Source organism: Nonomuraea fuscirosea (genome assembly GCF_035917475.1).
GTDB lineage: Bacteria > Actinomycetota > Actinomycetes > Streptosporangiales > Streptosporangiaceae > Nonomuraea > Nonomuraea fuscirosea.
Genome location: NZ_CP109074.1, coordinates 6,918,404 through 6,943,649 on the forward strand (window position 1 = coordinate 6,918,404; position 25,246 = coordinate 6,943,649).

General features: G+C 71.7%; 22 protein-coding genes. 14 read left to right on the top strand and 8 right to left on the bottom strand.

Translation table 11 applies throughout. From position 1 onward, the window contains the following. Positions 1-360 precede the first annotated feature (360 nt). Together OIE67_RS31680 and OIE67_RS31685 are read left to right on the top strand one after the other, a co-directional pair. Positions 361-1,899, top strand: a complete 1,539-nt coding sequence (locus tag OIE67_RS31680) for a pectate lyase family protein (RefSeq protein WP_326627324.1) — start codon at positions 361-363, stop codon at positions 1,897-1,899. A gap of 133 nt (positions 1,900-2,032) precedes the next feature. Next, positions 2,033-2,470: a hypothetical protein gene (locus tag OIE67_RS31685; protein WP_326627326.1), complete on the top strand. Its 438-nt coding sequence runs from the start codon at positions 2,033-2,035 to the stop codon at positions 2,468-2,470. Positions 2,471-3,254: 784 nt separating this feature from the next. Here OIE67_RS31685 and OIE67_RS31690 read toward each other — a convergent pair. Continuing rightward, on the bottom strand, positions 3,255-3,698 hold the full coding sequence (locus tag OIE67_RS31690; RefSeq protein WP_326627328.1) for a MarR family winged helix-turn-helix transcriptional regulator: 444 nt from the start codon (positions 3,696-3,698) through the stop codon (positions 3,255-3,257). A 299-nt stretch (positions 3,699-3,997) separates the two neighbouring features. Between OIE67_RS31690 and OIE67_RS31695 the strand changes: the two genes are divergently transcribed. The 3 genes from OIE67_RS31695 to OIE67_RS31705 all read left to right on the top strand — a co-directional run bounded on the left by OIE67_RS31695 (position 3,998) and on the right by OIE67_RS31705 (position 6,376). After that, positions 3,998-4,771 carry an SDR family NAD(P)-dependent oxidoreductase gene (locus OIE67_RS31695; protein WP_326627330.1) on the top strand — a complete coding sequence of 258 codons (774 nt, stop codon included), beginning with the start codon at positions 3,998-4,000 and terminating at the stop codon, positions 4,769-4,771. An 88-nt stretch (positions 4,772-4,859) separates the two neighbouring features. Further along, on the top strand, positions 4,860-5,729 hold the full coding sequence (locus OIE67_RS31700) for an SDR family oxidoreductase (RefSeq protein WP_326627332.1): 870 nt from the start codon (positions 4,860-4,862) through the stop codon (positions 5,727-5,729). Continuing rightward, a complete protein-coding gene (locus tag OIE67_RS31705; RefSeq protein WP_326627333.1) occupies positions 5,726-6,376 on the top strand; it encodes a hemerythrin domain-containing protein in 651 nt (216 codons plus the stop codon). Before OIE67_RS31700 ends, OIE67_RS31705 begins: the two co-directional genes overlap by 4 nt. Before the next feature lie 265 nt (positions 6,377-6,641). Here the strand turns inward: OIE67_RS31705 and OIE67_RS31710 are convergent, their stop codons facing one another. Continuing rightward, positions 6,642-9,089: an ATP-binding protein gene (locus OIE67_RS31710; RefSeq protein ID WP_326627335.1), complete on the bottom strand. Its 2,448-nt coding sequence runs from the start codon at positions 9,087-9,089 to the stop codon at positions 6,642-6,644. A gap of 567 nt (positions 9,090-9,656) precedes the next feature. Here OIE67_RS31710 and OIE67_RS31715 point away from each other — a divergent pair. Beyond that, positions 9,657-10,031 (top strand): hypothetical protein, encoded by a 375-nt coding sequence (locus OIE67_RS31715; protein WP_326627337.1) that lies wholly within the window; start codon positions 9,657-9,659, stop codon positions 10,029-10,031. Positions 10,032-10,049: 18 nt separating this feature from the next. Here OIE67_RS31715 and OIE67_RS31720 read toward each other — a convergent pair whose 3' ends face one another. Continuing rightward, complete coding sequence (locus OIE67_RS31720; protein ID WP_326627339.1) at positions 10,050-11,798, bottom strand: potassium/proton antiporter; 1,749 nt, start codon at positions 11,796-11,798, stop codon at positions 10,050-10,052. 254 nt (positions 11,799-12,052) lie between these two features. Here OIE67_RS31720 and OIE67_RS31725 point away from each other — a divergent pair, with 254 nt between their 5' ends. The 5 genes from OIE67_RS31725 to OIE67_RS31745 all read left to right on the top strand — a co-directional run bounded on the left by OIE67_RS31725 (position 12,053) and on the right by OIE67_RS31745 (position 15,812). Then, the gene (locus OIE67_RS31725) at positions 12,053-12,535 is read left to right on the top strand and encodes a cation:proton antiporter regulatory subunit (RefSeq protein ID WP_326627341.1); all 483 of its coding nucleotides are present in this window, start codon (positions 12,053-12,055) and stop codon (positions 12,533-12,535) included. A gap of 96 nt (positions 12,536-12,631) precedes the next feature. Then, positions 12,632-13,564, top strand: coding sequence for a LysR family transcriptional regulator (locus tag OIE67_RS31730; RefSeq protein WP_326627343.1), 933 nt, complete (start codon positions 12,632-12,634; stop codon positions 13,562-13,564). A 115-nt stretch (positions 13,565-13,679) separates the two neighbouring features. Continuing rightward, entirely contained in the window at positions 13,680-14,312 is a 633-nt protein-coding gene (locus tag OIE67_RS31735) for a TetR/AcrR family transcriptional regulator (protein WP_326627344.1), read from the top strand. Between the two features lie 40 nt (positions 14,313-14,352). Further along, positions 14,353-15,027 (top strand): VC0807 family protein, encoded by a 675-nt coding sequence (locus OIE67_RS31740; RefSeq protein WP_326627346.1) that lies wholly within the window; start codon positions 14,353-14,355, stop codon positions 15,025-15,027. After that, positions 15,024-15,812, top strand: a complete 789-nt coding sequence (locus tag OIE67_RS31745; RefSeq protein WP_326627348.1) for an SDR family NAD(P)-dependent oxidoreductase — start codon at positions 15,024-15,026, stop codon at positions 15,810-15,812. The genes OIE67_RS31740 and OIE67_RS31745 overlap by 4 nt, the downstream gene beginning before the upstream one ends. Positions 15,813-15,916: 104 nt before the next feature. On the opposite strand, the gene OIE67_RS31750 is transcribed toward OIE67_RS31745, so the two are convergent. Further along, complete coding sequence (locus OIE67_RS31750) at positions 15,917-16,867, bottom strand: helix-turn-helix transcriptional regulator (protein WP_326627351.1); 951 nt, start codon at positions 16,865-16,867, stop codon at positions 15,917-15,919. A 171-nt stretch (positions 16,868-17,038) separates the two neighbouring features. On the opposite strand from OIE67_RS31750, the gene OIE67_RS31755 reads away from it, so the two are divergent. Then, the gene (locus tag OIE67_RS31755) at positions 17,039-17,983 is read left to right on the top strand and encodes an alpha/beta fold hydrolase (protein WP_326627353.1); all 945 of its coding nucleotides are present in this window, start codon (positions 17,039-17,041) and stop codon (positions 17,981-17,983) included. Between the two features lie 62 nt (positions 17,984-18,045). Here the strand turns inward: OIE67_RS31755 and OIE67_RS31760 are convergent, their stop codons facing one another. The 4 genes from OIE67_RS31760 to OIE67_RS31775 all read right to left on the bottom strand — a co-directional run bounded on the left by OIE67_RS31760 (position 18,046) and on the right by OIE67_RS31775 (position 23,840). Beyond that, on the bottom strand, positions 18,046-18,453 hold the full coding sequence (locus OIE67_RS31760; RefSeq protein ID WP_326627355.1) for a DUF488 domain-containing protein: 408 nt from the start codon (positions 18,451-18,453) through the stop codon (positions 18,046-18,048). Between the two features lie 92 nt (positions 18,454-18,545). Beyond that, positions 18,546-19,265, bottom strand: a complete 720-nt coding sequence (locus tag OIE67_RS31765) for an N-acetylmannosamine-6-phosphate 2-epimerase (RefSeq protein ID WP_326627356.1) — start codon at positions 19,263-19,265, stop codon at positions 18,546-18,548. A gap of 20 nt (positions 19,266-19,285) precedes the next feature. Continuing rightward, a complete protein-coding gene (locus tag OIE67_RS31770; RefSeq protein ID WP_326627358.1) occupies positions 19,286-20,392 on the bottom strand; it encodes an ROK family protein in 1,107 nt (368 codons plus the stop codon). Positions 20,393-20,414: 22 nt separating this feature from the next. Then, entirely contained in the window at positions 20,415-23,840 is a 3,426-nt protein-coding gene (locus OIE67_RS31775) for a LuxR C-terminal-related transcriptional regulator (protein WP_326627360.1), read from the bottom strand. A 280-nt stretch (positions 23,841-24,120) separates the two neighbouring features. On the opposite strand from OIE67_RS31775, the gene OIE67_RS31780 reads away from it, so the two are divergent. Then, on the top strand, positions 24,121-24,477 hold the full coding sequence (locus tag OIE67_RS31780) for a VOC family protein (RefSeq protein WP_326627362.1): 357 nt from the start codon (positions 24,121-24,123) through the stop codon (positions 24,475-24,477). A 46-nt stretch (positions 24,478-24,523) separates the two neighbouring features. After that, complete coding sequence (locus tag OIE67_RS31785) at positions 24,524-25,141, top strand: VOC family protein (protein WP_106245608.1); 618 nt, start codon at positions 24,524-24,526, stop codon at positions 25,139-25,141. Positions 25,142-25,246 lie beyond the last annotated feature (105 nt).

The window sequence follows — 25,246 nt, forward strand, 5'->3', positions numbered from 1 at the left end:
GGCCGAGTTGTTGCAGTATCTGGTCGGCGGTGGGGCGGGCCGACCCGCGTCGGAGCACGGTCCGCCACCGCACGGCCGCAGCGCGCCTTGGCCGGTGCTGACCAGCGCTTTCACAGCCGCTGCCGGAACGGACGTGCCGGTGTTCCAGGGTGCGGGGAAGCGCGGATCGCCGGGTGTCGATGCCGGGATGAAAGTTTCACCGCTCGTTGACATGAGGAAAGCGCTTTCCTACGGTCGCCCCGGGCACTGAAGCGATCCCGACGCCGGCCCGACGCCGCGAGCCCCGCGGCGATCGGCCCGCGCCGGGGACCGCGCCAGTGAGACCCGCGTGCGGCATCCGACGACGAAGGCGGGACGAGCATGAGACGAGCAGTCGTGTTACGACTCGGGGCGGCGCTGGCCGCGGCGGCCACGGCGGCCGCCGCCGCGGTGGCTCTGCCGATGATCCAGGCGTCGGCGGCGGTCGGCACCGTCACCGGGTACGCGAGCGCCAACGGCGGCACCACCGGCGGCGCCGGCGGGCAGACGGTGCGGGCCACCACGGGGACCGCGATCCACGCGGCCCTGTGTGGCCGGGCCGGCAGCAGCACTCCGATCACCATCGAGGTCGAGGGGACGATCAACCACGGCAACACCTCCAAGGTGTCGGGCGGAAGCTGCAACACCGCCGCCGGCGTGATCGAACTCAAGCAGATCAGCAACGTCACGATCATCGGCGTCGGCAACGGCGCCGTCTTCGACCAGCTGGGCATCCACATCCGCGAGGCCCGCAACATCATCATCCAGAACGTGACCGTCAGGAACGTCAAGAAGTCGGGCTCCCCCACGTCGAACGGCGGCGACGCCATCGGCATGGAGAGCGGCGTGCGCAACGTGTGGGTCGATCACGTCACCCTGGAGGCCTCGGGCGGGGAGTCGGAGGGCTTCGACGGCCTCTTCGACATGAAGAACGACACGCAGTACGTGACCCTGTCCTACAGCACCCTGCGCAACTCCGGTCGCGGCGGGCTCATCGGCTCCAGCGAGAGCGACCGTTCGAACGGCTACGTCACCTTCCACCACAACCTGTACCAGAACATCGACTCCCGCACGCCTCTGCTGCGTGGCGGCATCGCCCACATCTACAACAACCACTACGCGAACCTGAACGAGTCGGGCATCAACTCCCGGGCCGGCGGCCGCGCCAAGGTGGACAACAATTACTTCGAGGACTCCAAGGACGTTCTCGGCACGTTCTACACCGACGAGGCCGGCTACTGGCAGGTCAGCGGCAACATCTTCGACAACGTGACCTGGTCCAGCCGCAGCGGCGACAACAACCCCGCCGGCCCCAACCCGCAGTCGAACACCTCCGTCAGCGTCCCGTACTCCTACCGCCTCGACGGGGCGAACTGCGTGCCGGACGTCGTCCGGCAGACGGCGGGCGCCAACAAGGGGCTGCGGGTGTCGGACGGCTCCTGCACACCCCAGACGCCCACGACGACCCCGACCGTGACTCCCACCGTGACGCCGACGGTCACCCCTCCTCCTGGCGGGACCAACCTCAGCATCGGGGCCGGCTCCGACGGCTCCAGCAAGGCGAGCGGGACAAGCTACGGCAACGTGCGCGACGGCGACATGAGCACGTACTGGTCACCCTCCGGCTCGACCGGTGACATCTCGATCAAGTGGGGCTCCGCCACGACGGTCTCCCAGGTCGTCATCCGCGAGCCGTCGGGGTCGACCGGCGGCATCGGGTCCTGGCAGCTGCTCAACGCCGGCAACGGCGCGGTGCTGAAGTCGGGCAGCGGGGCGGGCGCGATCACCTTCACGCCGGTCTCCCTGAGCAAGATCACGTTCCGGATCACCGGCTCGAACGGCACGCCGAGGGTCGCCGAGTTCGAGACCTACGCCGGGTAGCGGGGGTTCGCCTATGGCGGGGGTCGTCGGTCCGACGACCCCCGCCCTTTTTGAAATCGGGTACGCGACGTTGAACCCGGGCCGGGCCGGCTGCGTATCCAGGGGAAACGGGTACGGACAGACCGGGTACAAGGTGACACGCGTACTGCATCGGCTGCGTTCGATCGTCGCCTGCTGCCTGACGGCGCTGGGCGTGGGCTTCGCCGTGTCCTCGATCTGGAATCCCCATCCGCTCAGCGCGACCGGTCACGGCGGGCACCGGTCCGAGCCGGCGGCGCGGCCCGCGATGACCGCGGAGCGTCTCATCGCGGCGGCGCGCTGCGGGCGGACGCAGGAACAGGGGCACTCGGCCGAGCTGCGCCAGGTCGTGTGCCAGTCACCCCGGGGCCGGTACACCATCATGACCTTCGCCACGGCGGCCGGTAAGGACGCCTGGCTCGGCGAGGCGCGGCCGTACGGCGGGACCTATCTGGCCGGCGACCGGTGGGCCGTCGTCGCGGAGCCGGTCCTGCTGAACGAACTGCGCGGCCGGCTGGGCGGCGAGATCGAGAACCACTCGCACAGATCATGAGCGCTGGCCGACGCGGAAGCGGGAGCCGTCCGTCCCGGCCGGCCGGACGCCGCGTCGGCGAGCGGCGCGGCTCGTGCGGTGAAGCGCCTGGAGGCCGGCGGAGCGGGCATCAAGGGCGGCCAAGCTGCGCTTGGTGGAGAGCCCGCGTGATCCGGCGAGTGTGTTTGCGCGCGGGGGTGTCGAATCCTCTCGTCATGCCCGATCGGGCTGCGGCCTTGAGTCAGGAAGGTCCAGGTTGGAGGACTCCGGTCAGTTCGGCCATGCGCCGAGCCACCTCGAAGGGGGTGAGGCGGCCGGTGTCAGCTACGTGCTCAGCCGCGGTTGTTGGGGCCTGTGTGTACCTGCTCCGGTAGAAGCCGGTCAGGCCCGGACACTCAGGGTCCGGCTCGAAGCGTTGGTGCCACGTCTCACGGCTGGCGTGCAGTTGAACGGCAATGGCCGGCGTACCGGGTGGAAGCAGTCTGGCGACCAGTCGGTACATCTCTGTGGACCGGAACACCCAGGCGATCACGAGGGTGTCCACTTGTCGAGCCACTGGACCAGTTGCCGCCCGGCCTGTGCCGGGTCCAGGAGTTTCCTGGACCCGGCAGCCCTGCGGCGGTCAGAGGCTGGGACCTCGCTGGGCACCGTGCATCGTGGCAACCATCCGCCGATCGCCACAATCGTCAGGATTATTGATTATATAGTAAATAAAGCTGACTACATCAAGGCGGAATCGAAGCCTGCCGGCGCCCGCCGGCCCCAGCGGGGCGGAAGTCGGGGGCGGCGGCTGGGCGGGCCGGATTCACCGCGCGTAGGGGTCGGTGATCTCGCGGAGTTGATCCAGGATCTGGTGCAACAACGCGAAGTTGCGGGTGCCCAGGTAGGCCTTCCACTCCGAGTAGATCTCGTCGAGTGTCGCCTTGGCCACCTCGACCGCCCGCCGGCCGCGTTGCTCGATCACGATCAACCGGGCGCGGCCATCCGTGGGGTCGGGGACCCGGCGGACATAGCCCAGGCGTTCCAGCTGATCGACCATCACGCCGGCGCTCTGCTTGGTCATTTGCGCCTGGTCAGCGAGGTCCTTGAGGCGCGAACCGTCCGGGGCGACGCGTTGGAACACCCGGCACTGGGCGAGGGTCCAGTCGTCGAACCCGGCATCCTGCAGGGCCCGGAAAATCCGGTCCTCGGTGTACCGGTACGGGATGAACAACGACACTCCTAGATCAACCCGCCGCTCGTCGTCCATGCCGCTTTCGCCTCCGTCGCCCACCTGGCCCCACGAGGTACACACCTTACGCCAACGCCGCCGAGCCGGATCGCCGCCGGCCCGACCGCGGCGGCGCGTGCGCAGCGCTGCGCTCGTTGCGTTCCGCACGCGCCATCCGCCCCGCGGCGGCCTCGCACCTGTTGCCGTCGCCATCGGTGCTACAGTACGGTGCAGTAGTAATGATTCCTGACTAGTTTGGGCGGCGGCTCCGATCGGGGGATGGGCGGCCGAGGACTGTTCACATCCAGAGAAGACAGAGAGAGAACATCAGTAGCGCCATGACATCGACATCAAGCCTGGCGGGCAAGCGGGTCCTGGTCACCGGAGGCAGCAGCGGAATCGGCGCCGCGATCGTGCGGCGGCTCGCCTCCCAGGGAGCCGCGGTCGCGGTCAACTATCGATCCGATCGGGCCGCCGCCGATGCGCTCGTCGGCGAACTCCGCGACAACGGGTGTGCCGTGTCGGCTTTCCCGGCCGATGTCAGTGACGTGGCACAGACCCACGAGCTGGTCGGCGCGGTGGTATCCGAGTTCGGCGGCCTGGATCTGCTGGTCAGCAACGCCGGGGTCGAGCACTTCGGAGCGCTGGAAACCATCACCCAGGCCGACTTCGATCGCCTCTTTCAGACCAACGTGGCCGGACAGCTGTTCGTCACCCAGGCGGCGGTCGCCGCGATGACCGATGGCGGCCGGATCGTGCTCAGCTCCTCGGTCAGTGTGCGCCTGGCGGTCCATCATCACGCCCTGTACGCGGCAAGCAAAGCCGCCATCTCAGCCATGGTGCGTAATCTGGCTCCCGAACTGGCCGAGCGGAACATCGCCATCAACGCGATCGCCCCCGGCGCCACCGCCACCCGCATGGCCCGCTACGCCCCCGAGTACATCCACCCTGCACTCACCGAAGTACCGTTTCCCGCGCTCCTCCGCTCGATGAGCGCACTCGGCCGGTTGGCCCAACCTGACGAGATCGCCGCCGTAGTCGCGTTCCTCCTTTCCCCAGACGCGTCCTATGTCACCGGCACCACCATCGAGGCCGACGGCGGCTGGAGCTAGCGAATCCCCCAGCCACCCGCCGCGGGGCACCGACGATTCACTGACACCGTCATTCACTCACACCGCACCCCTATCGAAGGGAAACACCATGTCCACTGTCATCACTGGAGCATCAGGTCACCTCGGCCGGCTCGTCGTCGATCTACTCCTCGCCGCCGGAATGCCGCCGGCGCAGCTCGTGGCCACCGGCCGAGACATGGGCAAACTCGCCGACCTCGCGCAGAACGGGGTCACGGTGCGGCGCGCGGACTTCGCCGACCCGAGCACGCTCGACGAGGCGTTCGCAGGCGCCGAAGCGATGGTGCTGGTCTCAACGACGACGGTCGGTGAGCGATTCGACAACCACCGCAACGCCATCGACGCAGCGCGGCGAGCGGGTGTGTCCCGAATCGTGTACACCAGCATCGTCAACGCCTCGACCGCGCAGATGACACTCGCCGACGAACATCGCCGCACCGAGGACTACCTGCGTGACAGCGGTTCGGAGTTCGTCATCCTGCGCAACGGATGGTACTTGGAGAACTACACCGACCAGCTCCCGATGATCACCCAATACCACGCATTGCTGGGCAGCGCGCACGATGGCCTCGTCAGCGCGGCCAGCCGACGCGACTACGCGGCCGCCGCCGCCGCGGTGCTGACGCAGGACGGGCACCTCGGAGCGACCTACGAGCTGGGCGGAACGCCGTTCACCCTGACCGAACTCGCCGCCACGATCAGCGACGTCCTCGGCACCCACATCGCCTACCAGGACATGTCGGTCGCCGACTACACCAGCGCCCTGACCGCGGCGGGGCTGCCCCCTGAGATGGCCGCCGCCGTCGCCGACGCCGATGCCGGCCTGGCTCGCGGAGAGTGGTTCACCGCTAGCGACGACCTGGTGAAGCTCATCGGCCGGCCGGCAACCACGGCGCGCGAAGCCGTCCAGAACGCCATGACCACCCAGGAGTCACGGTGAGTACCTCCGGACCCGGTGTCGATACCCACGAGATGGTGCTGATCCACCGCGTCATCCGGCGCGAGTTCGGCCAGCTCCCCCAACTGCTGCGCTCCGCGGCCAATGACCGTGCGCGATCCAAGGTCATCGGTGCGCACGCCCGGGAGATGTTGGACTTCCTCCATACGCACCACACCGGCGAGGACGAGCTGCTCTTTCCCTTGCTGCACGAGCGAGCCGCGCTCGACGCGGAGCTGATGGACCGGATGGACGCGCAGCACGCGCAGGTCGACGCCGCCGTCGCGGCCGTCGGCGCGGAGCTTGCGGCGTGGACGGCGAGCGCGGACGCCGCCGCCGGCGAGCGGATGGCGGCCCTCATCGACGCCACGATGCCGACACTGATCGATCACCTGGCCGAGGAGGAGCAGAAACTGCTCCCGATCGTCTCGGTCACGCTGACGCAAAGCGAATGGGACGCGCTCGGCAAGCACGGCATGAGCGCGATTCCGCTCACTCGGCGGCTGGTCGTCCTCGGCCACATCATCGAGGAAACCGATGACGCGGAACGGCAGAGGTTCATGCGGGTCGTGCCGGCCCCAGCTCGTTTGGCCTACAAGCTGATCGGCCGCCGCCAGTTCACCCGCGAAACCACCGCGATCCGCGGCTGACCGTCTCGCGGTCCGACACGACAGCCCGAGCCCATCTTTTCGTGTCATCGCCCGCATCCCCCGTGACGGAGAAGGTCAATGTCAGCACAAGCCGCTGTCCGCATGTCGGGTCGCGTGGGCGGCGCCACCGCTTATTTCCGCGCCATTCCCCGGGCCGGACGACGCCCCGCTGTCGTTTGTCCGGTCTTCTCGGTGGTGGCCGGACAACGGCTCACACTCCCGCGACGGAATCGATTCGCGGACCCCCGTGAATCGACGCGGGCGCCTATTCGGGAAAGACGGGTTCTGGCGTGGCTGGTGAAAGGTCGTGGTCCGGCAGCCGCGCCCGTACGTCGTCGGCGGCGGGGTGCCCCAGCTCGACCAGGATGGCCAGGGAGCGCCGCCAGGTGTGCGCCGCCTGGCCGGTCCGGCCGGCGGCCTGGAGCGTGTCGCCGAGGTGGAGCAGGATCTCGGCCTCGTCGTAGCGGTGGCCGAGCGCGCCGCACGAGGCCAGGGCGCGGCGGAAGTGCGTGATCGCGTCGTCGTGCTCGCCCCGGTGGTGCCTGATCATCCCCAGCGTGTCGAGGATGTGGCCCCGCACGGACTCGTCGCCCCGTTCCGTGGCGATGGCCAGCGCCTTCTCGCCGGCCTGTAGTGCTCTCTCGTGGTCGCCGAGGGCGCACCGGCACCAGGCGATCAGGTTCAGGACGTAGGCCTCCGTGGCGGTCAGGCGGGCCGCGCGCAGGGGTTCGAGTGCGGCCCGCGCGTGGCCCAGCGCCTCCTCCATCCGTCCCCCGTGCACGCAGGCCAGGCCGATGTCGAAGAGGGAGAAGGCCTCCTCGGCCAGGTCGCCGGCCTCGCGGGCGTAGGCGAGCGCCCGGCGGAAGTGCGTGTACGCCTGGTCGGACTCGCCGCGTTCCGCGGTCACCGGGATGAGCCAGCGGTGCGTGGCCGCCCGCGCCCGCTGATCGCCCGTGCGGGCGGCCGCCTCCAGGGCCACGCGCAGGCAGTCGAGGTGTTCCTGCCGGTGTCCCCTGCGCATCAGCCAGAACTGCAGCGCCGAGACCAGGCGGACCGCCTGGGCGTGGCGGCCGTCGGCCATGGCCTGGCGGAGCACCGCCGCCAGGACCGCGTGCTCGGCCTGGAACCAGGCCAGCGCCTGCCGGTGTCCCGCCGGGGATTCGGCGCGGACGCCGGGCGCGGGCGGCCCCGGGGGCAGCAGCCACTCGGCGGGCACGTGCAGGCGCAGGGCGGCCTCGTACGCGGTGTGCAGGTAGTGATCCAGGACCCGGTCCGCCGCCGCCCGCCGCACCGCCGCCTCCCCCGCCCCGCCGGCGACGTCCGCGGCGCCGATCTCGCCGGCCTTCGCAGCCCCGTCCGCGGCGCCGATCTCGCCGGCCTTCACGGCCCTGTCCGCCGGCTCCAGCGCGAAGGCGCGGAGCAGGTCGTGGCAGGCGTAGCGGCCGTGTGTGACCTCCGTGATCAGGTGCGCGTCGAGCAGGGCGGCGAGCAGCCGCGAGACCCGGGCCTCGTCGACGCCCGCCAGGCTGGCCGCCGCCGCCACGGTGAGGTCGGGTCCCGGATGGACGGCGAGCAGCCGGAACAGGCCGGCCACGTCGCCGGGCAGCACGTCGTAGGAGCGGGCCAGCACGAGCCGCAGGCTGGTGGCCGGGTCGCCGGTGCTCAGCCCGCCCAGGTCGCCGCCGTCCCGCCGCAGGTCCGCGGCCAGGGCGTCGAGCGGCAGGACGGGGCTGGTGACCGCCCGTCCCGCGGCGATGGCCAGGGCCAGGGGCAGTCGCGCGCACGCGTCGATGATCGCGTCGGTGGCGGCGGGGGCCGCCTCGATCCGGTCGCGGCCGAGGCGGTGGGCGAGCAGGTCGCGTGACTCCGTCCGCGAGAGCAGGTCCAGCGTGACGAGACCGGCTCCCTCCGCCGTGATCAGGCCGCTCAGGCTGCGCCGGCTGGTGACGATGACGCCGCAGTCCGGGCCGCCGGGCAGCAGCCAGCGCACCTGCTCGGCGTCGCGGGCGTTGTCGAGCACGACCAGGACGCGCTTGTCCGCCAGCGTCGTCCGGTACAGCGCGGCCCTGGCCGCCGGCTCCTCCGGGATGCGCCGCGGCGGCACGCCCATGGCCTCCAGGAACGCCCCCAGCGCCTCCCGCGGATCGACCGCGTCGCCGGCCGGGCCGAACCCCTGCAGATTCAGGTAGAGCTCGCCGTCCTCGAACCGGCCGCGCGCCCGGTGCGCCCAGTGCAGCGCCAGGGACGTCTTGCCGACGCCGGCCGTGCCGGTGACGACGCAGATCCTCGTCCCGCCCGCGCCCGCGTCGAGGTGACGGTCCAGCTCTTCCAGCGCTCCCGTACGCCCGGCGAACCCGGCCACGCCGACCGGCAGTTGCCGGGGCCTGGGCGGGGTGGGGACGACCACCTCGGGCGGCTCGTCGCCGTCCCGCTCATCAGGCTCCGCAGCCGGTACGGCCTGCGAACGGGCCACGGCGGTGAGCACGTCCTGCTCCCGCGGGTCGAGCCCGAGTGCGTCGGCCAGCAGCCGGAGCGAGGCCGCGCGGGGCCGCTCCACGAGGTCGCCTTCGAGCCGGCGGATGGTCCTGGCGTTGACGCCGGCACGGTCGGCGAGCTGTTCCTGGGTCAGCAGCGCCCGGTCCCGCCAGGCGCGCAGGAGTGTTCCCAGGCTGCGGCCCGCCTCGCCGGAGCCCTCTGCTGTCTCAGCTGACATGACACTCCCTCGATCCCCGATGCCGGCGGCGGGCACTCGCCATGACACCACAATGTCACGCGGCCATCGCCCACGAGTGCGGATGGACGGGGCACTCCACCCGACGGCCGCGCGCCCTGGGGAGGCGGGTTTCGCCGCCGATGCACCGGGCGATGGGGAATCGGGTCGGCGGCGGGTCCGATCCTCCCTCGCTGCCGATCTCCGGGCGAGGGAGCCGGGTCAGGGGCGGGTCCTCCGTGCTGCCGATCCTCCGGCGGTGGGGAGCCGGGTCAGCGGCGGGTCCGGTCCTTGCCTCTGCCGATCCTCCAGGCGATGCCGATGGCGATCATGATGCCGATGGCGGAGATGATCCAGCCTGCGGTGTCCATTGAGCCTCCTTCGCGTCGTCGGACGGACGTCCGGCAGCGCCGTCCGGCGGTCGCGTCGTCCGCGTCCCGCCGTCAGCCCGCCGATACCGCAAGGTGGTAGCGCTGCCCCGATCCGCGCCGGGCCAAACAGGACGGCCGCCGACCACCCGGCAGCGCCGCGCGTTAGATTGGTGACCACGTCGTCGTGCGGGAGGGCCTCATGACCGCAGTCGAGTTGATCGTGGCCGCACTGACGGCCGGCGCCTCCGCCGGGGTGACCGCGTCCGCCTCCACGGCCGTTCAGGACGCCTACGCGGGCCTGCGGGACGCCGTCCGCCGCCGTCTCGCCGGCGATCAGGACGCCCTCGCCGAGCTCGACCAGGACGCCCAGGACCGGCCGGACGGGCCGGAACGCCTGACGGCGGCGCTGGAGGCGGCGGGCGCGGATCGGGATCCGGAGATCCTCCAGGCCGCCCGCGACCTTCTGGCGCTGGTACGGGCGCCGCATGCCGGGCCGCGCCCCACTGTCGTGCTGCACGAGGCGAAGGGCGTGCAGATCGGCGACGGCAACACCCAGACCAACACGTTCACCTGACCCGCCGGCCGGCGGGCGTCAGTTCACGGCCCGGTCGGACTCGGCCTCGGGCAGCGACTCCTCCTCGGGCGGGGCGGACGGGGTGATCTTCGTGGGGCGGATCCGGCCGCCCAGCTTCGTCCGCCAGTACGGACGCCCCCGCCTTGCCTCGACGCCTCCCGGACCCCCTTCCGGGGCGTCTTCCGCGTCGTTCGCCGGGACGGGCTCGGCGCGGGCCGGGGAGACCGGCGTCGAGGACGCCGGCGCGGCGGTCAGGGGCGTGCGGCCGGGCTCGGCCGCGCCGTGTTCGCCGTGCCAGTGGGCCAGCCGCCCGCCCCTGCCGACGGCGCGCAGCCGCTGCTCGACCCGGTCACGGGTGTCGGGCGTGGTGACGATCAGGACCTCGTCGCCTTCCCGTAGGAGCGTTCCCGGCTCGGGGACGAGCGTGTCGCCGTCGCGGACGATGAGGGTGACGATGGACGGTTTCGGCAGCCGCAGCTCGAAGATCTCCACGCCGTGCAGCCGCGAACCGGGCGGAACGGTGAGCGTGAGCAGTTCGGCGGCCAGGACGTCGAGGGGCGCGGACTCGATGTCGACCTCTCTGGCCTCGTGCGGCTGGACGATGCCGAGCAGGCGGGCGAGCAACGGCAGCGTCGGCCCCTGGAGCAGCGTGAACAGGACGACCAGGACGAAGACGATGTTGAGCAGCTGACGGCTGCCCGGCACCTCGGCGACGATGGGGTAGGTGGCCAGCACGATCGGCACCGCCCCGCGCAGCCCGGCCCAGGAGATGAAGACGTGCTGCCGCCAGCCGGTGCGAAAGGGGAACAGGCTGGCCAGTACGGACGCGGGCCGGGCCACCAGCAGCAGGACCGCGCCGATGACGACGGCGGGCAGCAGCACGCCGGGCAGCTCGCTCGGGGTGACCAGCAGGCCGAGCATGACGAACAGGCCGATCTGGGCCAGCCAGCCGATGCCGTCGGCGAAGGAGCGGGTGGCGGCGCGGTGCGGCAGGACGGCGTTGCCGAGCACGAGGCCGGCCAGGTAGGCGGCGATGTAGCCGGAGGCGTGCACGACGCCCGCCGCGGCGAAGGAGATGACGCCCAGGCCGACGGTGGCCAGCGGGTAGAGGCCGGTGGCGGGCAGGGCCACGTAGCGCAGCGCCAGGGTGCCGGCCCAGCCGCAGGCCAGCCCGATCGCGGCCCCCGCCGCCAGCTCGAACGAGATCTGCCCGGCGATGGCGAGCGGTTCGCCCAGTTTGTCGGGGGCGGCGGAGAACACCAGCACCAGGATGACGGTGGGGGCGTCGTTGAAGCCGGATTCGGCCTCCACGATGCCGGCCACGCGGCGGGGCAGCGGCAGGACGCGCAGGACGGAGAAGACGGCGGCGGCGTCGGTGGAGGAGATGATCGCGCCCAGCAGCAGCGCCAGCTGCAGGTTCATGCCGAGCAGGTAGTGCGCGCCCGCGGCCGTGATCACCACGCTGACCGTGACGCCTACCGTCGCCAGCAGGGCCGAGGGGAGCAGCAACCGGCGGATGTCGGCCCACCGGGTGCTCAGCCCGCCCTCGACGAGGATGACGGCCAGCGCCGAGGTGCCCAGCGTCTGGGCCAGCTGGGCGTCGTCGAAGTCGATGCCGAGCACGTCCTCGCCGAGCAGCACGCCGAGGGCCAGGAACAGCAGCAGGCTGGGCAGCCCGAGCCTGCTGGCGGTGCGTGCCGCGGCGATGCCGGCGAGCAGCACCATCCCGCCGGCCAGTAACACCCCGTACAGCTGCTGCAGACTCATCGTGAACCCTTACGTGACGGCGGAAAGTGTCTGGATTTGTGACGATACGGGGCATAGCTTCGCGTCGGCACGTACCGGATCACGGTGTCGTCGATGCGTGAGCGGCGCGCGAACGGTTCCACGCCGGCGCCATCCCGGGGCTGTACCCATCAGGAGCGGAAGTGATGTCCACGGTTTCGGCCAGGTACGGTCTCGGAAATGATCGGGATGCGGGGCGCGGTCTACGCGTACCGGGACATGACGTGAGGTGGCCGGTGGAGATCGAGCAGACGGCGTTGCCAGGGATCGGACTACGACATTTGTTCGGGACGAGCTCGGGGCGGCGCATCGGGGTGGTGTCGTACCGCACCGGCCGCCGGGACCTGGTCATCTACGACGCCGACGATCCGGACCAGGCGGGCGCGGTCGTCGTGCTGAACGACGACGAGGCCGACGCCCTGGCCGAACTGCTCGGCGCGCCGCGCATCATCCGGCGGCTCGACGCGCTGCACGACCAGGTGGAGGGGCTGGTCAGCGAGAAGCTCCCCATCCAGGCCGGCTCCCCGTACGCCGGCCGGCCCATGGGTGACGCGCGGGTGCGCACCCGTACCGGCGCGTCGATCGTGGCGGTGGTGCGCGGCGCGCAGATCGCCTCCAGTCCTGGGCCCGAGTTCACGCTGGCCGCCGGCGACGTGATCGTCGTCGTGGGCAGCGAGGAGAGCGTGCACGAGGTCGCGGGCATCCTGACGGGCGGGTAGGCCCGTCCGCTCCCGGCTGCGGTGTCGCCTCGTGATCGGCGGCCGTCCTACGATGTGCTGCGGCCGACACCCGACGTACCCCACCAGGAGTGGTTCATGGAGCTGGACCTCGGCGCCGTCAGGACCTTTCTCGCCGTCGTCGAGGACGGGCACTTCACCGAGGCGGCCGCCCGCGTGGGCATGAGCCAGCAGGCCGTGTCCAAGCGGATCGCCAAGCTCGAATCCGATCTGGGCGTGTCGCTGCTGCTCAGGTCGCGCACCGGCGTCAGGCCGACCGAGGACGGAGCGGCCTTCCTTCCGCACGCCCGGGCGCTGATCAGCATGGCCGACCAGGCCGCGGCGATGCTGCGCGCGCGCCGCCGGGCCCTGCGCATCGACGTGCTCGGCCGTGACACGGCCTCCATGGACCTGGTCCGGGCCTTCTACGAGGCGGGTGACGCCGACGTCGACATCGTCGTCTCCCGCGGCGCCGGCGCGCGGGGGTCGATGCTCGCCGAGGGCTCGGTGGACGCGGCGTTCGGCCGCGCCATGGAGCCGCTCGCTCAGGGGATCCGGCGCGTCCCCGCCTGTCTGGAGCCGATCCCCGTCCTGGTCGGGCGGCGGCACCGGCTGGCCAGGCGCAGGCGCGTCCGGATGGAGGAGTTGTCGGGCTCGACGGCGTGGATGCCGGGCAACGCCGCCCACGACAGCGAGTGGGCGGACTTCTACCGGTTCCTCAGCGCCGAGTTCGGCGTGCGCATCGACAGCTCCGGCCCGTTCTTCGGCCGGGACCACATCGCGGAGCGGGTCGCGGGCTCGCCTGAAGTCATCACGTTCGGCAACAAGCGGCAGTATCCGTTCCCTCTCGACGTCGTCGAGATTCCGATCGTCGATCCCACGCCGGTGTACCCGTGGTCGCTCATGTGGCACGAGGCGAACCGGCATCCGTCGCTGCCGATGCTCATCGCGTACGTGAAGGAGCGGTTCCGCCCGTACGCCACCGGGGACCACTGGCTGCCCGGCCCCGACCGCGCCCTCTTCCCGGCCTGATCAGCGCCTGGCCGCTCGCCCATCCTGCTGTCGGCCGAGTTGCTCGCGGCCGAGACGCCCGACTGAGCCGCCCGATTGGACATCAGCATTTATCTGGACATACCATTTTTTATCTATGCAGATAAAACAGCCCCTCAAAGCGTCCCGTGAGTCCGTCACCAACGCCACCCGCCGCGCGCAGATCATCAAGGCGGCCATCGACACGATCGCCGAGCTGGGCTACGACAGCGCCTCCTTCGCCCGCATCACCGAGCGGGCGGGGCTCAGCAGCCCCCGGCTCATCTCCTACCATTTCGCCGGCAAGCAGGACCTCATCGAGGCCATCGCGGAGAGCGTCTACCGCGCGGGCGCCCAGTTCATGATCGGCAGGATGGAGCAGCAGGACAGCGCCGCCGGGCGGCTCCAGGCGTACGTGGAGGCGAACCTGGCGTTCCTCCGCGAACACCCCAAGGAGATCAGGGCGCTCACCGAGCTCGGCGCCCACCTGCGCGACGCCTCGGGAGAGGCGTACAGCTCGGCCGGCCACCAGGAGCCGGGCGTACGGGAGCTGGAGGAGCTGCTGCGCGAGGGCCAGCGGAGCGGCGAGTTCCGCGACTTCGACCCGAGGTCCATGGCCGTCATGATCCGCAGCGCGATCGAGGCGGCGGCACCCCGGCTGAACGGCCCCCACGCCCTCGACCTCGCCGTCTACAGCCGCGAGGTCGTCACCACCTTCCTCACCGCCACGACCGGGCAGGCGACCCGATGACCTCCACCTCCCTCACCGCCACATTCCGGCAGGCGACGCGATGACCGCCGCCTCCAGTGTCTTCGCCGGCCGGCGGAAGACGATCGGGCTGATCGCCGTCGAGGTGGCGGGCCCGCTCGCCGTCTTCTACGGACTGCGCGGCGCCGGCGCCGGTCAGTTGCCCGCGCTGCTGGCGGGCGGCGTCCTGCCGGCCACCCGCGCCGTGCACGGCATCGTCACCCAGCGGCGGGTCAGCGGCGTCGCCCTGTTCGTGCTGGCCACGATGTCGCTGACGGTCGCCATGTCGTTCGTCACCGGCAGCCCGCGGGTGCTCCTCGTGCGCAACGCCTGGGGCACCGCCGCCCTGGCCATGTGGATGCTGCTCACCCTGCTGCGCGCCCACCCCTTCCTGTACGAGGCCCGCACGTTCATGCCGCCGGACCAGCAGGCGTCCTGGGACGCCGGCTGGCGACGCTTCCCGGCCTTCCGGCAGTTGCTCAGGCGGCTCACGGCCATCTGGGGCGCGGCCTTCGCGGCCGACGCGGCGATCCGCGTGCTCATGGCGCTCACCCTGCCCATCGACCTGGTGCCCGCGCTCGACGACGGGCTGCTCGTCGTCACCCTGGCGTTCCTGGTCGCGACGCAGCGCCTGTACGGCGGCCGCCACCTGCGCAAACACGGCCTAGGCCGGCGCGGCGCCGAGATCTACCGCCTCTCCGACGAAGCACACCCATGACGGGACCGACACCCGGCCCGATGCCCAGGCCCATGACCGGGATCGGCCGCCGGACGGGGCTCGTTGCGCTCGTCACGGGTGGGGGCGGTGGCATCGGCTCCGCCGTCGCCCGGCGGCTGGCCCGTTCGGGTGTCCGGGTCACCGTCGCCGACCTCGACGCCGTCCGGGGCAGGGCCGTCGCCGACGAGATCGGCGGCCTGTTCGTCCGGCTGGACGTCACGCGGCCCGAGGACAATCACGCCGCCGTCGCCGAGACGATCTCCGCCTACGGCCGGCTGGACGTCGCCGTGCTCAACGCCGGCGTCCCCGGGAGCTGCGGCCTGCACGACTTCACCGCCGAACGCTACCGCGCGACCATGGCCGTCGACCTCGACGGCGCCGTCTACGGGCTCCAGGCCTCCCTGCCGACATTCCGCGCGCAGGGGTCGGGCTCCGTCGTCGTGGTCTCCAGCATCGCCGGGCTCAGCCCCTCCCCCGACGTCTTCTACTCCGCCGCCAAGCACGCGCTGATCGGACTGGTCCGCTCAGCCGCCCTGGTGCTGGCCGCCGACGGCATCCGCGTCAACGCCCTGTGCCCCGGCCTGGTGGACACGCCGATCCTCGCCCCGTTCCGCCGCTCCCTCGTGGACGCGGGCTGCCGGATCGCCCCGGCCGGGCTGATCGCCGAGGCGGTGGAGCATGTCCTGGCCGACGACCGTACCGGACAGGTCTGGGTCGCACAGGCCGGCCAGACTCCGTCCCTGGTAGAGCCGCCCCACATCGCCCTCGCCACCACGGAACGGTGAGTCGGTGTGGTGGTGGACAAGGACTCCAGGTTGCCTGCCGGCGGTGGGGAGCGGGCAGGATCGAGACCACTACGCGGCTGATGGCCGGCATCGTCGAGGCCGTCTCAGGTGCCGTATCGCTCGAGGAGCGCGTTGCCGATCAGGGTGAGGTGGTCCCGCACACCAGGTGGGCCGGTCACTTCGAGCCATTCGACGAGCCCGGCGAGCTCGCCCGCGAGCGCGTACTCGTTGTAGCCGCGGATCACGACCTCGATGCGGCCGTCGATCGTGGAACCGCCCACCTCGAGCCGGTCCCCGAGCGACATCCGGAGCTTGCCGACCCCTTCGGGAGTGCACACGGCCCGGGCTTCGAGGGGTGTTCGCATGCGGTCGACTCTGTCGGCGATCTCCCTCCAGCTCTCAGCGAGGTTGAACCCGTCGGGTCGGTGCACGGGATCGCCGGTCGGCTCGACGGATGACACGCGGTCGATCCGGAACGTCCGTCGGCCGGCGTCGGTGTGAGTGACGAGGTACCACGTCGGTCCTTTGGCGACGATGCCCAGCGGATGGACGGTTCGCTCGGTTTCGGCGCCTTCGCGGTCGACGTAGCCGAGCCGCACCTGGACGCCGCGGATCACCGCGTCCTGGAGTGCGTCGAGGCGGCGAGGTGGCCGGTGCTCGACCCGGCTCGACCCCCATCGTTGCGGGTCCATGACCAACGACGACGCCGCCGCCTCGGCCTGCACCCGGAAGGGCTCCGGCAGGGCATGGACGAGTTTGCGCAGCGCCGCTTTCACGGCCGGCGTCGCCACCGAGGCCTGGCCGGCGACCAGGAACAGGGCGCGGGCCTCACTCGCGGTCAATCCGGACAGGTCGGTGCGGGCGCCGCCCACGAGGCGCCAGCCGCCGCTTCGGCCCTGTATGGAGTACACGGGCACCCCGGCCATGGCCAGGGCGTCGAGATCGCGGCGGGCGGTGCGCTCGGAGACCTCCAGCTCCCGGGCGACCTCTCCCGCTGTCACCTGCTCGCGCCGTTGCAGCATGAGGAGGATGGCCACCAGCCGGTCGGTTCGCACGCCGCCAACACTTCCACAGAAAACCGGTCATGAGGTGACCGGTTTCGGTGGGCAAGATGGCGACCTGATCTCACCGACGAGGTCAACCGCGAGCGAACACCAAGGGTGCGCCGACGCCTTCTTCGGAACCTGCGTCGCCCGATCGCCCCGAAAAGACAGAGAGGAAACGCGATGCTCAATCTCACCGATTTTCCCGAGCCCACTCTTGTTCCGGTCAACGGTGTGGAACTCGAAGTCTTCGAAGCGGGCCGGGAAAACGCGGGAAAACCCATCGTGCTCTGCCACGGCTGGCCGGAGCACGCCTTCTCCTGGCGCCACCAGATGCCCGCCCTCGCCGCGGCCGGATACCACGTCATCGCACCGAACCAGCGGGGTTACGGCAACTCGTCCCGCCCGGCCGAAGTGACGGACTATGACATCGAACACCTGTCAGGTGACCTCGTCGCGCTCCTCGACCACTATGGATACGAAGACGCCACCTTCGTCGGCCATGACTGGGGTGCGTTCGTCGTCTGGGGACTGACCTTGCTGCACCCCGGCCGGGTGAACAAGGTGATCAACCTGAGCCTGCCCTACCAGGCGCGCGGAGAGAAGCCGTGGATCGAGTTCATGGAAGAGATGTTCGGCGGCGACTTCTACTTCGTCCACTTCAATCGGCAGCCGGGCGTCGCGGACGCCGTATTCGACGACCACACCTTCCAGTTTCTCCGCAACCTGTACCGGAAGAACGAGCCCCCGGGAAAGCCTCGGCCGGGCATGGCGCTGATCGATCTCGCCAGAGCGGAAACACCACTCGGTGAGCCCATCATGAGCGACGGCGAACTGGCGGTCCTCGTCTCCGCCTTCGAATCATCGGGATTCACGGGCGGCATCAACTGGTACCGGAACCTCGATCGCAACTGGCACCTGCTGGCGGACGTGGACCCGATCATCCGGCAGCCCGCCCTCATGATCTATGGCGACAGGGATGTGATCGCACGGGGTGAGAACCTGGCGGAGTTCGTACCCGGCGTGGAGGTGATCAGCTTTGACTGCGGTCACTGGATCCAGCAGGAGCAGCCGGAGGAAACGAACCAGGCGATGGTGAAGTGGCTGGAACAGCAGGATGCCACCTGAGCGCGATACGACCGGCCGGCATCCGGGAAGCGGCCGTTCCGCTCGGCGCCGGCCGGCCACGGTCAGTCCCCGTCGCCCCGAAGCAGTTCGGCGAGCACGGCCGCTTCGCTGATCTCCGCCTGCTTGGTGGCGGTGAGCAGGGTCAGCGCGCCGCCCTCCGCGAGCTCGCGCAGGTGCGCCAGGGCGGCCGCCCGTTCCGGCTCGGTGAGCTCCTCGCGGTAGCGGCGGCCGAACTCGGCGAACAGGTCGGGGTCGTGGTGGTACCAGGTACGCAGGTCCGTCGAGGGGGCGATCTCCTTGCACCACTCGTCGAGGTGCGCCCTCTCCTTGGTCATCCCGCGCGGCCAGATCCGGTCCACCAGCACCCTGGTGCCGTCGTCGCCGGCCGGCTCCTCGTAGACCCGGCGCACCTGCACCCTGCCGTCACCCGCCATGATGTGCCCCTTCACGCCCGCCGCTGTCCCTCTCATGGCATCGACGCTACGCCGGTGGACGTCAAGCCGGGTTCAGGGACTCCTCCACGGCGGTGCGGCCCCTGACAAGGGGGTCACCGTACCCGTACTCACTCGGAACGGACCTCCCGTGGCGATCGGGTGACGCTGTCGGCGAACCAGCGGGTGATGGTCGTGGGGTGCGTGATGGCGGTGCCGACGACGACGGCGTGGGCGCCCGCCTCGATGGCCGCACCGGCCTGCTCCGGCGTGTGGATGCGACCCTCGGCGATCACCGGGACGGGCAGGTCGCGGCTGAGCGCGGCGACCAGGTCGAGGTCCGGGCTCGGTCCCGGCCGTGAGTACGGGGTGTGCCCGGACAGGGTCGTCCCGACGACGTCCGCGCCCGCCTCGGCGGCGGCCACGCCCTCCTCGTAGGTGGAGACGTCCGCCATGACGAGACTGCCCGTGCGGTCGTGCACGGCGGCGACGATCTCCGCGAACGTACGGCCGTCGGGGCGCGGCCGGAGGGTGCCGTCAACGGCCACGATGTCGGCCCCCGTGCCGGCCACGGCGAGGGCGTGATCGAGGGTCGGCGTGATGAACACCTCGCCGTCGCCGTCCTTCCACAGGCCGATGAGCGGCAGGTCGAGTGCGGCCCTGATGCGGCGCAGATCCTCGATGCCCTGAGCCCGGATCCCGGCGGCCCCGCCCTCGGCGGCGGCCTGGGCGATGCGGCACATGGTGCCGGGGTCGCGCATCGGCTCGCCGGGATAGGCCTGACAGGAGACCACGAGCCGGCCACGGATCGCCTCCAGCACCGCCGGATGACCGGGGGTCGTGGACGTCATGGGGCCTTGCTGGTGGGACGTCATGGGTTCTTCCTGGTGAATGGTGGTTCTTCCGCCGCCGCGTCCGTCACTGATCGGGGCAAGGTGCCTGTCGAGGTGTCCGCCGTGCCTGTCGCTGTGGCCGTCGTCATAGCCGTCGGTGTGATGGTCAGGGGCAGGCGGGCGGCGCCGAGGAGGGCGGCGGTCGAGGGGAGGGCGGCGGGCACGATCGGGACGTCGCGCAGGGCGGGCAGCGTCTCGGCGGCGATGGCCGCGCGTACCGGCTGCCACCAGGGGTCGCCGCAGCCGGTGACGCCTCCTCCGATCACCACGATCTCCGGGTCGATGACGTTCATCAGCCCGCCGATCGCCTGGCCGAGCGCGGTCCCGCCGGTGACCAGGACGTCCGTGGCCAGCGGGTCGCCGGCGGCGGCGAGCCGGGCGACCCCGGCCAGGTCGGCGGCGCCCGTCCCGCCCCTGCGCAGGTACTCGGCGAGGAGCGCGGGGCCTGACGCGACCGCCTCCACGTGTCCCGTTCCTCCGCAGGGGCAGGGCGCGCCGGCCGCCGCCGGTACGGGTACGTGGCCCGCGTGCCCGGCCACGGCGTGCGGCCCGTGCCGTACCCGGCCGCCGAGCACGATGGAGGCGCCGACGCCGGTACCGACGGCGACCAGCAGCACGTCCGCGCATCCCGCTGCGGCACCGCGCCAGTGCTCGCCGAGGGCGTGCGCGTGCACGTCGTTGGCGGTCGCGACGGGCAGGCCGCCGAGCCTGCGGGACAGGCCGCCGCGCAGGTCGGTGCCCGCCCAGCCGGTCAGGGAGGTGGTGGCGGAGACCACCACCCCGCGCTCCGGATCGATGACACCCGCGCTGCCGACGCCGACCGCGGTGACGCTCCCCCACCGGTCACCGGCGACGGAACGGACGAGCTCGGCGGCGGTGTCGAGGATGGCCTCGCGCCCCTCGGCGGCGGGGGTCGGCCGGGTCGCGCCGGCCAGCAGGGCACCGGACGGGTCGACCAGCCCCGCAGCGGTCTTCGTCCCACCGATGTCCACCCCGGCGACCAGCCCGGCGGAGGTCTTCGTCTCGCCGAAGCCGGTTCCGGTGGCGGGCCCGGGCACGCTGCTCATCATCCCTGTGGCCTTCACTGCGGCGTCCTTCCTCCGTTCTTTACGAGCTCTCTCCGGGGCTCACAGTAGACGGGCCGCTTCCGGGCATTGGGCCGGGGGACGGGGTCATGGGGGTGAGGCCGAGGGCGGCGAGGGCGGAGGCGCCGCGTTCGGCGTGGTCACCGCCTGCGAGCACCAGGGTCCGAGCGGCCTGGTAGGGGCAGCCGGCGGCGGCGAACGCGTCCGCCACGGCGACCAGCGCCTCCCCGTCGTTGTCGAGCACTGCCTCGGCTCGGCGCACGATGGCGGCGGCGACCGGGTTGCCCTCGACCAAGTTTCCGGCCTCGGTCAGGCGGGCGCGGGCGTCGGGACTTCCGGCTAGTACGGCGGCCTCGGCCCGGAGTGCGACGTACCAGTGGAGCCAGATCCAGGTGACCCACTTCCACACCTGGCGGGGCTCCGGGGCCATTCGCTCCAGTGCCTCTGCCGCCTGCCCGTCGTGCAGCAGGAGGATCGCGTCGAAGACCGCCCCGTAGCCGTAGGTGTGTTCCGGCGGGGTGCCGAGTTGCCGCACAACCTCCTGCCATTCGCGCCGGGCGTCGTGATCGCCGCGCAGGCCGTGGATCATCGCCACGCCGGCCGCCGCCGGAGACAGGATCTGCCGGGAGGGGCTGCCGGCCCGCCGCCATGAGTCGAGGAACCGGACGCTGCCGGTGAGCACCTCACCCACGTCGCCCGCCAGCGCGTCGACCATCAGCAGCCGGCACGTGGCACGATGACCCGCCTCCGCCAGCGACGGATGGTCGGCCAGCCGACGCGCCCACTGACGGGCGCCGAGCACGTCCCCCGCGCCAAGACCGGCCTCGACGGCGATGCCGAGCGCGTCGATCATCTCGTGCGTGGCGGCCGGCGAGATCATCTCGTGCGTGCCCGTCTGCGACGTCGGCTCACGGGTACCGGTCAGCGACATCGCCTCGCGCGTGCCCGCCGGCCACATCGCCTCGCGGGTGCCCGCCGGCGAGAACATCTCGTGAGTAACGGCCGGCGACACCGTCTCACGGATCCCGGTAGGCGATATCGTCTCGTAGGTGCCGGTCGACAGGGACGACAGGAGCGCGATCCGGTGCCGGGCCGTGGCCGCTGTGGCGAACGTGTCGCCGGCCCAGCTCAGCGCTCCGGTGAGCGCGTCGAGTGCGGCCGAGACGGCGAGCGGGTCGCCGGTCTCGCGGGCCAGCTCGACCGCCCGCTCGGCGCGCGCGTTCGTCTCCGGTACGGCGTTTCCCGGCGGCCCCTGAGCGGCCCCGAACGTATCGGTGATCACCGCCGCCTCGGCCAGCGCCACAGCAGCCCGCACAGCCGGATCCGCTCCGACCAGACCTTCATCGGCCGAATCCACCCCAGCCGAACCCTGGCCGGTCGGACGGTCACCGGGCGGATGGCCGGTGGCTGCCCTGCGTGCCTCGGTGATCAGGGTGAGTGCTTCGTCCCGGGTCGGGAGTCGTGTGAACGTGCTGGAGAAGCGGAATGCGATGGTGGCGGCGGTGGCCAGGTCGACGGCGGTGCCGACCGTGTCCCCTGCCTCGCGGGCGGCTTCCGCGGCTGCGCGGCGCAGGCGGTACATGTCGTCGCCCGCCGTGCGGCAGCCGGCCACGGCTGCGGCCTGCCGGAGCATCGCGGCGGTGACGGCGGGGTCGGTCGCGAGTTCGGCCGCCTGCTCGTAACGCCGCTGGGACTCGCCGGTCAGGTTGCGGGTGAAGGTCAGCTCCGCCAGCATTCGGGCCAGGTCGCAGGCGTCGGAGCGCTGTTCCGGCTGCTCGGCCGCCCATGCCAGGGCCGCGCGGAGGTCGTCGGCCACCAGGTCGAATCTGGCCCGCCAGTCCTGCCGGACCACGGCCAGCCCGGCGGCTTGGGCCAGGCACCAGCGCAGGTGACGGGTCCGGGTGGCGGCCAGTTCGCCGGCCTCGGTGAGGCGCTCCGTCCCGTACTGGCGGATGGTCTCCAGCGCGCGGTACTCCGTGCCGGCGGCGGAGGCCGTCACCGTCAGCAGGCTCTGCTCGGCGAGCCGGGCCAGCCCGTCGGCGACCAGGCCCTCGTCCGAACCGGCCACCTCGGCCGCCGCCGCGACGGTGAACGGCGCCACGAACACCGACACCCGGCGCAGCAGCGCACGGTCGGACGGCTCCAGCAGGGTGTGGCTCCAGTCCAGCGCCGCCCGCATCGAACGGTGCCGCTCGTCGGCCCGTGACCCGCCGGTGAGCATCCTGAGCGGATGGGACAGGGCCGCGGTGATGCCGTCCAGGCCGAGCGTGGGATACCGGGCGGCGGCCAGTTCGATCGCCAGCGCCATCCCGTCCAGCCGCTCGCAGATCACGGAGATCCGCTCCCTGAGCGAGGCCCCCGGGAGGGCGTCTGGTGAGAGGGGTGTGGTGCTTCGGGGGTTCGGCACGGATCCCTGCGCAGGATGGCTCTCGTGGCCGGCCGACAACGGATCGGTTCCGGGTCCGATTCCGGTCCCGGTTACGGGCCCGGTTCCGGTTCCGGTTCCGAATCTGGGTCCGGGTCCGGGATCCCGCGTGCGGCCCGGCTCGGCATCGGTGCTGGAATCCGGCGTGCGGCCCGGCGCGGGATCGGCCCTGGGGGTCGGCGTGTGGTTCGGGGCAGGGGCGGTCCTGGAGGGCGGTGGGTGGTTGTGGGTGGGGGGTGGGGGGAGGTTCAGGGGGTGGCCGGTTGCGGCGGCGCGTTCCAGGAAGAGGGCGACCGCGTCCGAGCTGCCGTCGGCGCTCAGTGAGAGCCGTGGGACCGGGTACACCCGTTCGAACGGCACCATCAGCCGGGCCCGGCTGGTGGCCAGCACCGTGAGGCGGGGGCAGGCCGCGAGGAGGCGTTCGAGGAAGAGGGCCACCCCGTCCACCACCTGCTCGCAGTTGTCCAGGATGAGCAGGGCGTGCCGGTCGGCCAGGGCGGCGAGGACGGAATCGGTCAGGTCGCGGCCGGGCTGTTCGCCGAGGCCGAGTGCGCCGGCGACCGCGGTGGCGATCATGCCGGGGTCGGCGACCGGGACCAGGTCGACGAACCAGACGCCGTCCGCGTAGTCGCCGGCGGCGTCGGCGGCCACCGCCAGTGCGAGCCGGGTCTTGCCCACCCCGCCGGGCCCGACGGCGGTGATCTGGCGGTGCGTTCTGATCAGGTCGGTCAGCTGGGCCCGCTCGCTCACCCGGCCGACGAACGAGGTCAGCGGGGCCGGCAGCACCGGGGCCGGGCGCGAGGGGCCGGATCCCGAGGAGCCGGATCCGGCCGGTTCGGGTGCGCGCTGGGCCAGTGCCCGCCGGTCCGGCGCCTCCAGCTTGCGCAGCAGCGAGGAGACGTGGCTCTCCACGGTACGGACCGAGATGCACAGCTTGGCCGCGATCTCGGCGTTGCTGAGGTGGGCACCGACCAGCTCCAGTACCTCGGCCTCGCGAGGTGATATCTCCACTTCTGCCAGCACCGTCCTAGTTTGCCGCATCGCGTCAGCATGTCCCCTCCGCATCGCCCCTGCGCCACCCCTTCGCGGCGCCCCGTACGTCTCTTCGGGCGCGTGCCCGTGCGCAGCGATCCGTACGGGGTCCGTGCCGTGCATCCGTACCGTGCATCCGTACCGTGCATCCGTACCGGGAATCCGTGGTCGGTTCCGTGGTCACCACGGATGTGGGCGGGGCGGTCCCGGCGAGAGGCTGTGGACACGAAGACAGCGGGCCACCCACCGGCCCCCGACCACAGGAGCGACCATGACCGCCTCGTCAGCCCAGGGCATCAAGACCGTGCTGCACCCCGTGTCCGACCTGTCGAAGGCCAAGGCCGTCTACACGGCCCTGCTCGGCGTCCAGCCGCAGACCGACGCGTCCTACTACGTCGGCTTCGACGTCGCGGGCCAGCACATCGGCCTGGTGCCGGGCGGCGGGCCGCAGGGGATGACGGCGCCGGTGGCGTACTGGCACGTGGAGGACATCGAGGCGAAGCTGGCCGAGCTGACCGCCGCCGGCGCCACCGTGCAGGAGCCCGCGCACGAGGTCGGCGGCGGCCGGGTGACGGCCACCGTGATCGACCCCGACGGCAACGTTCTCGGGCTGCTCCAAGACCAGTGAGCACACTCGACCACTCCACATCACGACAAACCTGGAAGGACCAGTCATGACCACTCTCGCCTCCGTCACCCTGGAGACCCCCGACCCCGCGTCCGCGGACGCCTTCTACGCGGCATTCGGCCTGAGCTCGTACGTGAGCGTGCGCGCCTCCGACGCGCCGGCGGCCGGATTCCGCGGGTTCGCGCTGTCCCTCGTGGTGTCCCAGCCCGGAGACGTGGACGCCCTCGTCGGCGTCGCGCTCGACGCCGGCGCCACCACGCTGAAGCCGGCCACGAAGAGCTTCTGGGGGTACGGCGCCGTCGTCCGCGCCCCCGACGGGACGATCTGCAAGATCGCCACCTCGAAGAAGAAGGACTCCGGCCCCGTCACCCGCCGCATCGACCAGGTCGCGCTGCTGCTGGGCGTGGCGGACGTCAAGGCGAGCAAGCGCTTCTACGTCGATCGCGGCCTGGCCGTGGCCAAGAGCTTCGGCGGCAAGTACGTCGAGTTCGACACCCCGTCCTCGGCCGTCACGCTCGCGCTCTACCCGCGCCGCGCGCTCGCCAAGGACACCGGTATGCCCCAGGAGGGCACCGGCTCGCACGGGATCGTGATGGGCGGCGCCGCGGGTCCCTGCACCGACCCGGACGGGTTCGTCTGGGAAGCGGCGTCCGTGCCCGCCTGAGCCGGAGCACGCCGCGCGTGGAGCGGCGGCGTCCGTCCGAGGCGAGGCCGCAGGGTGGCGAGGTCTTCCGTGCCCGCCAGTGGGTAGGTGACCACGCGTTAGCGC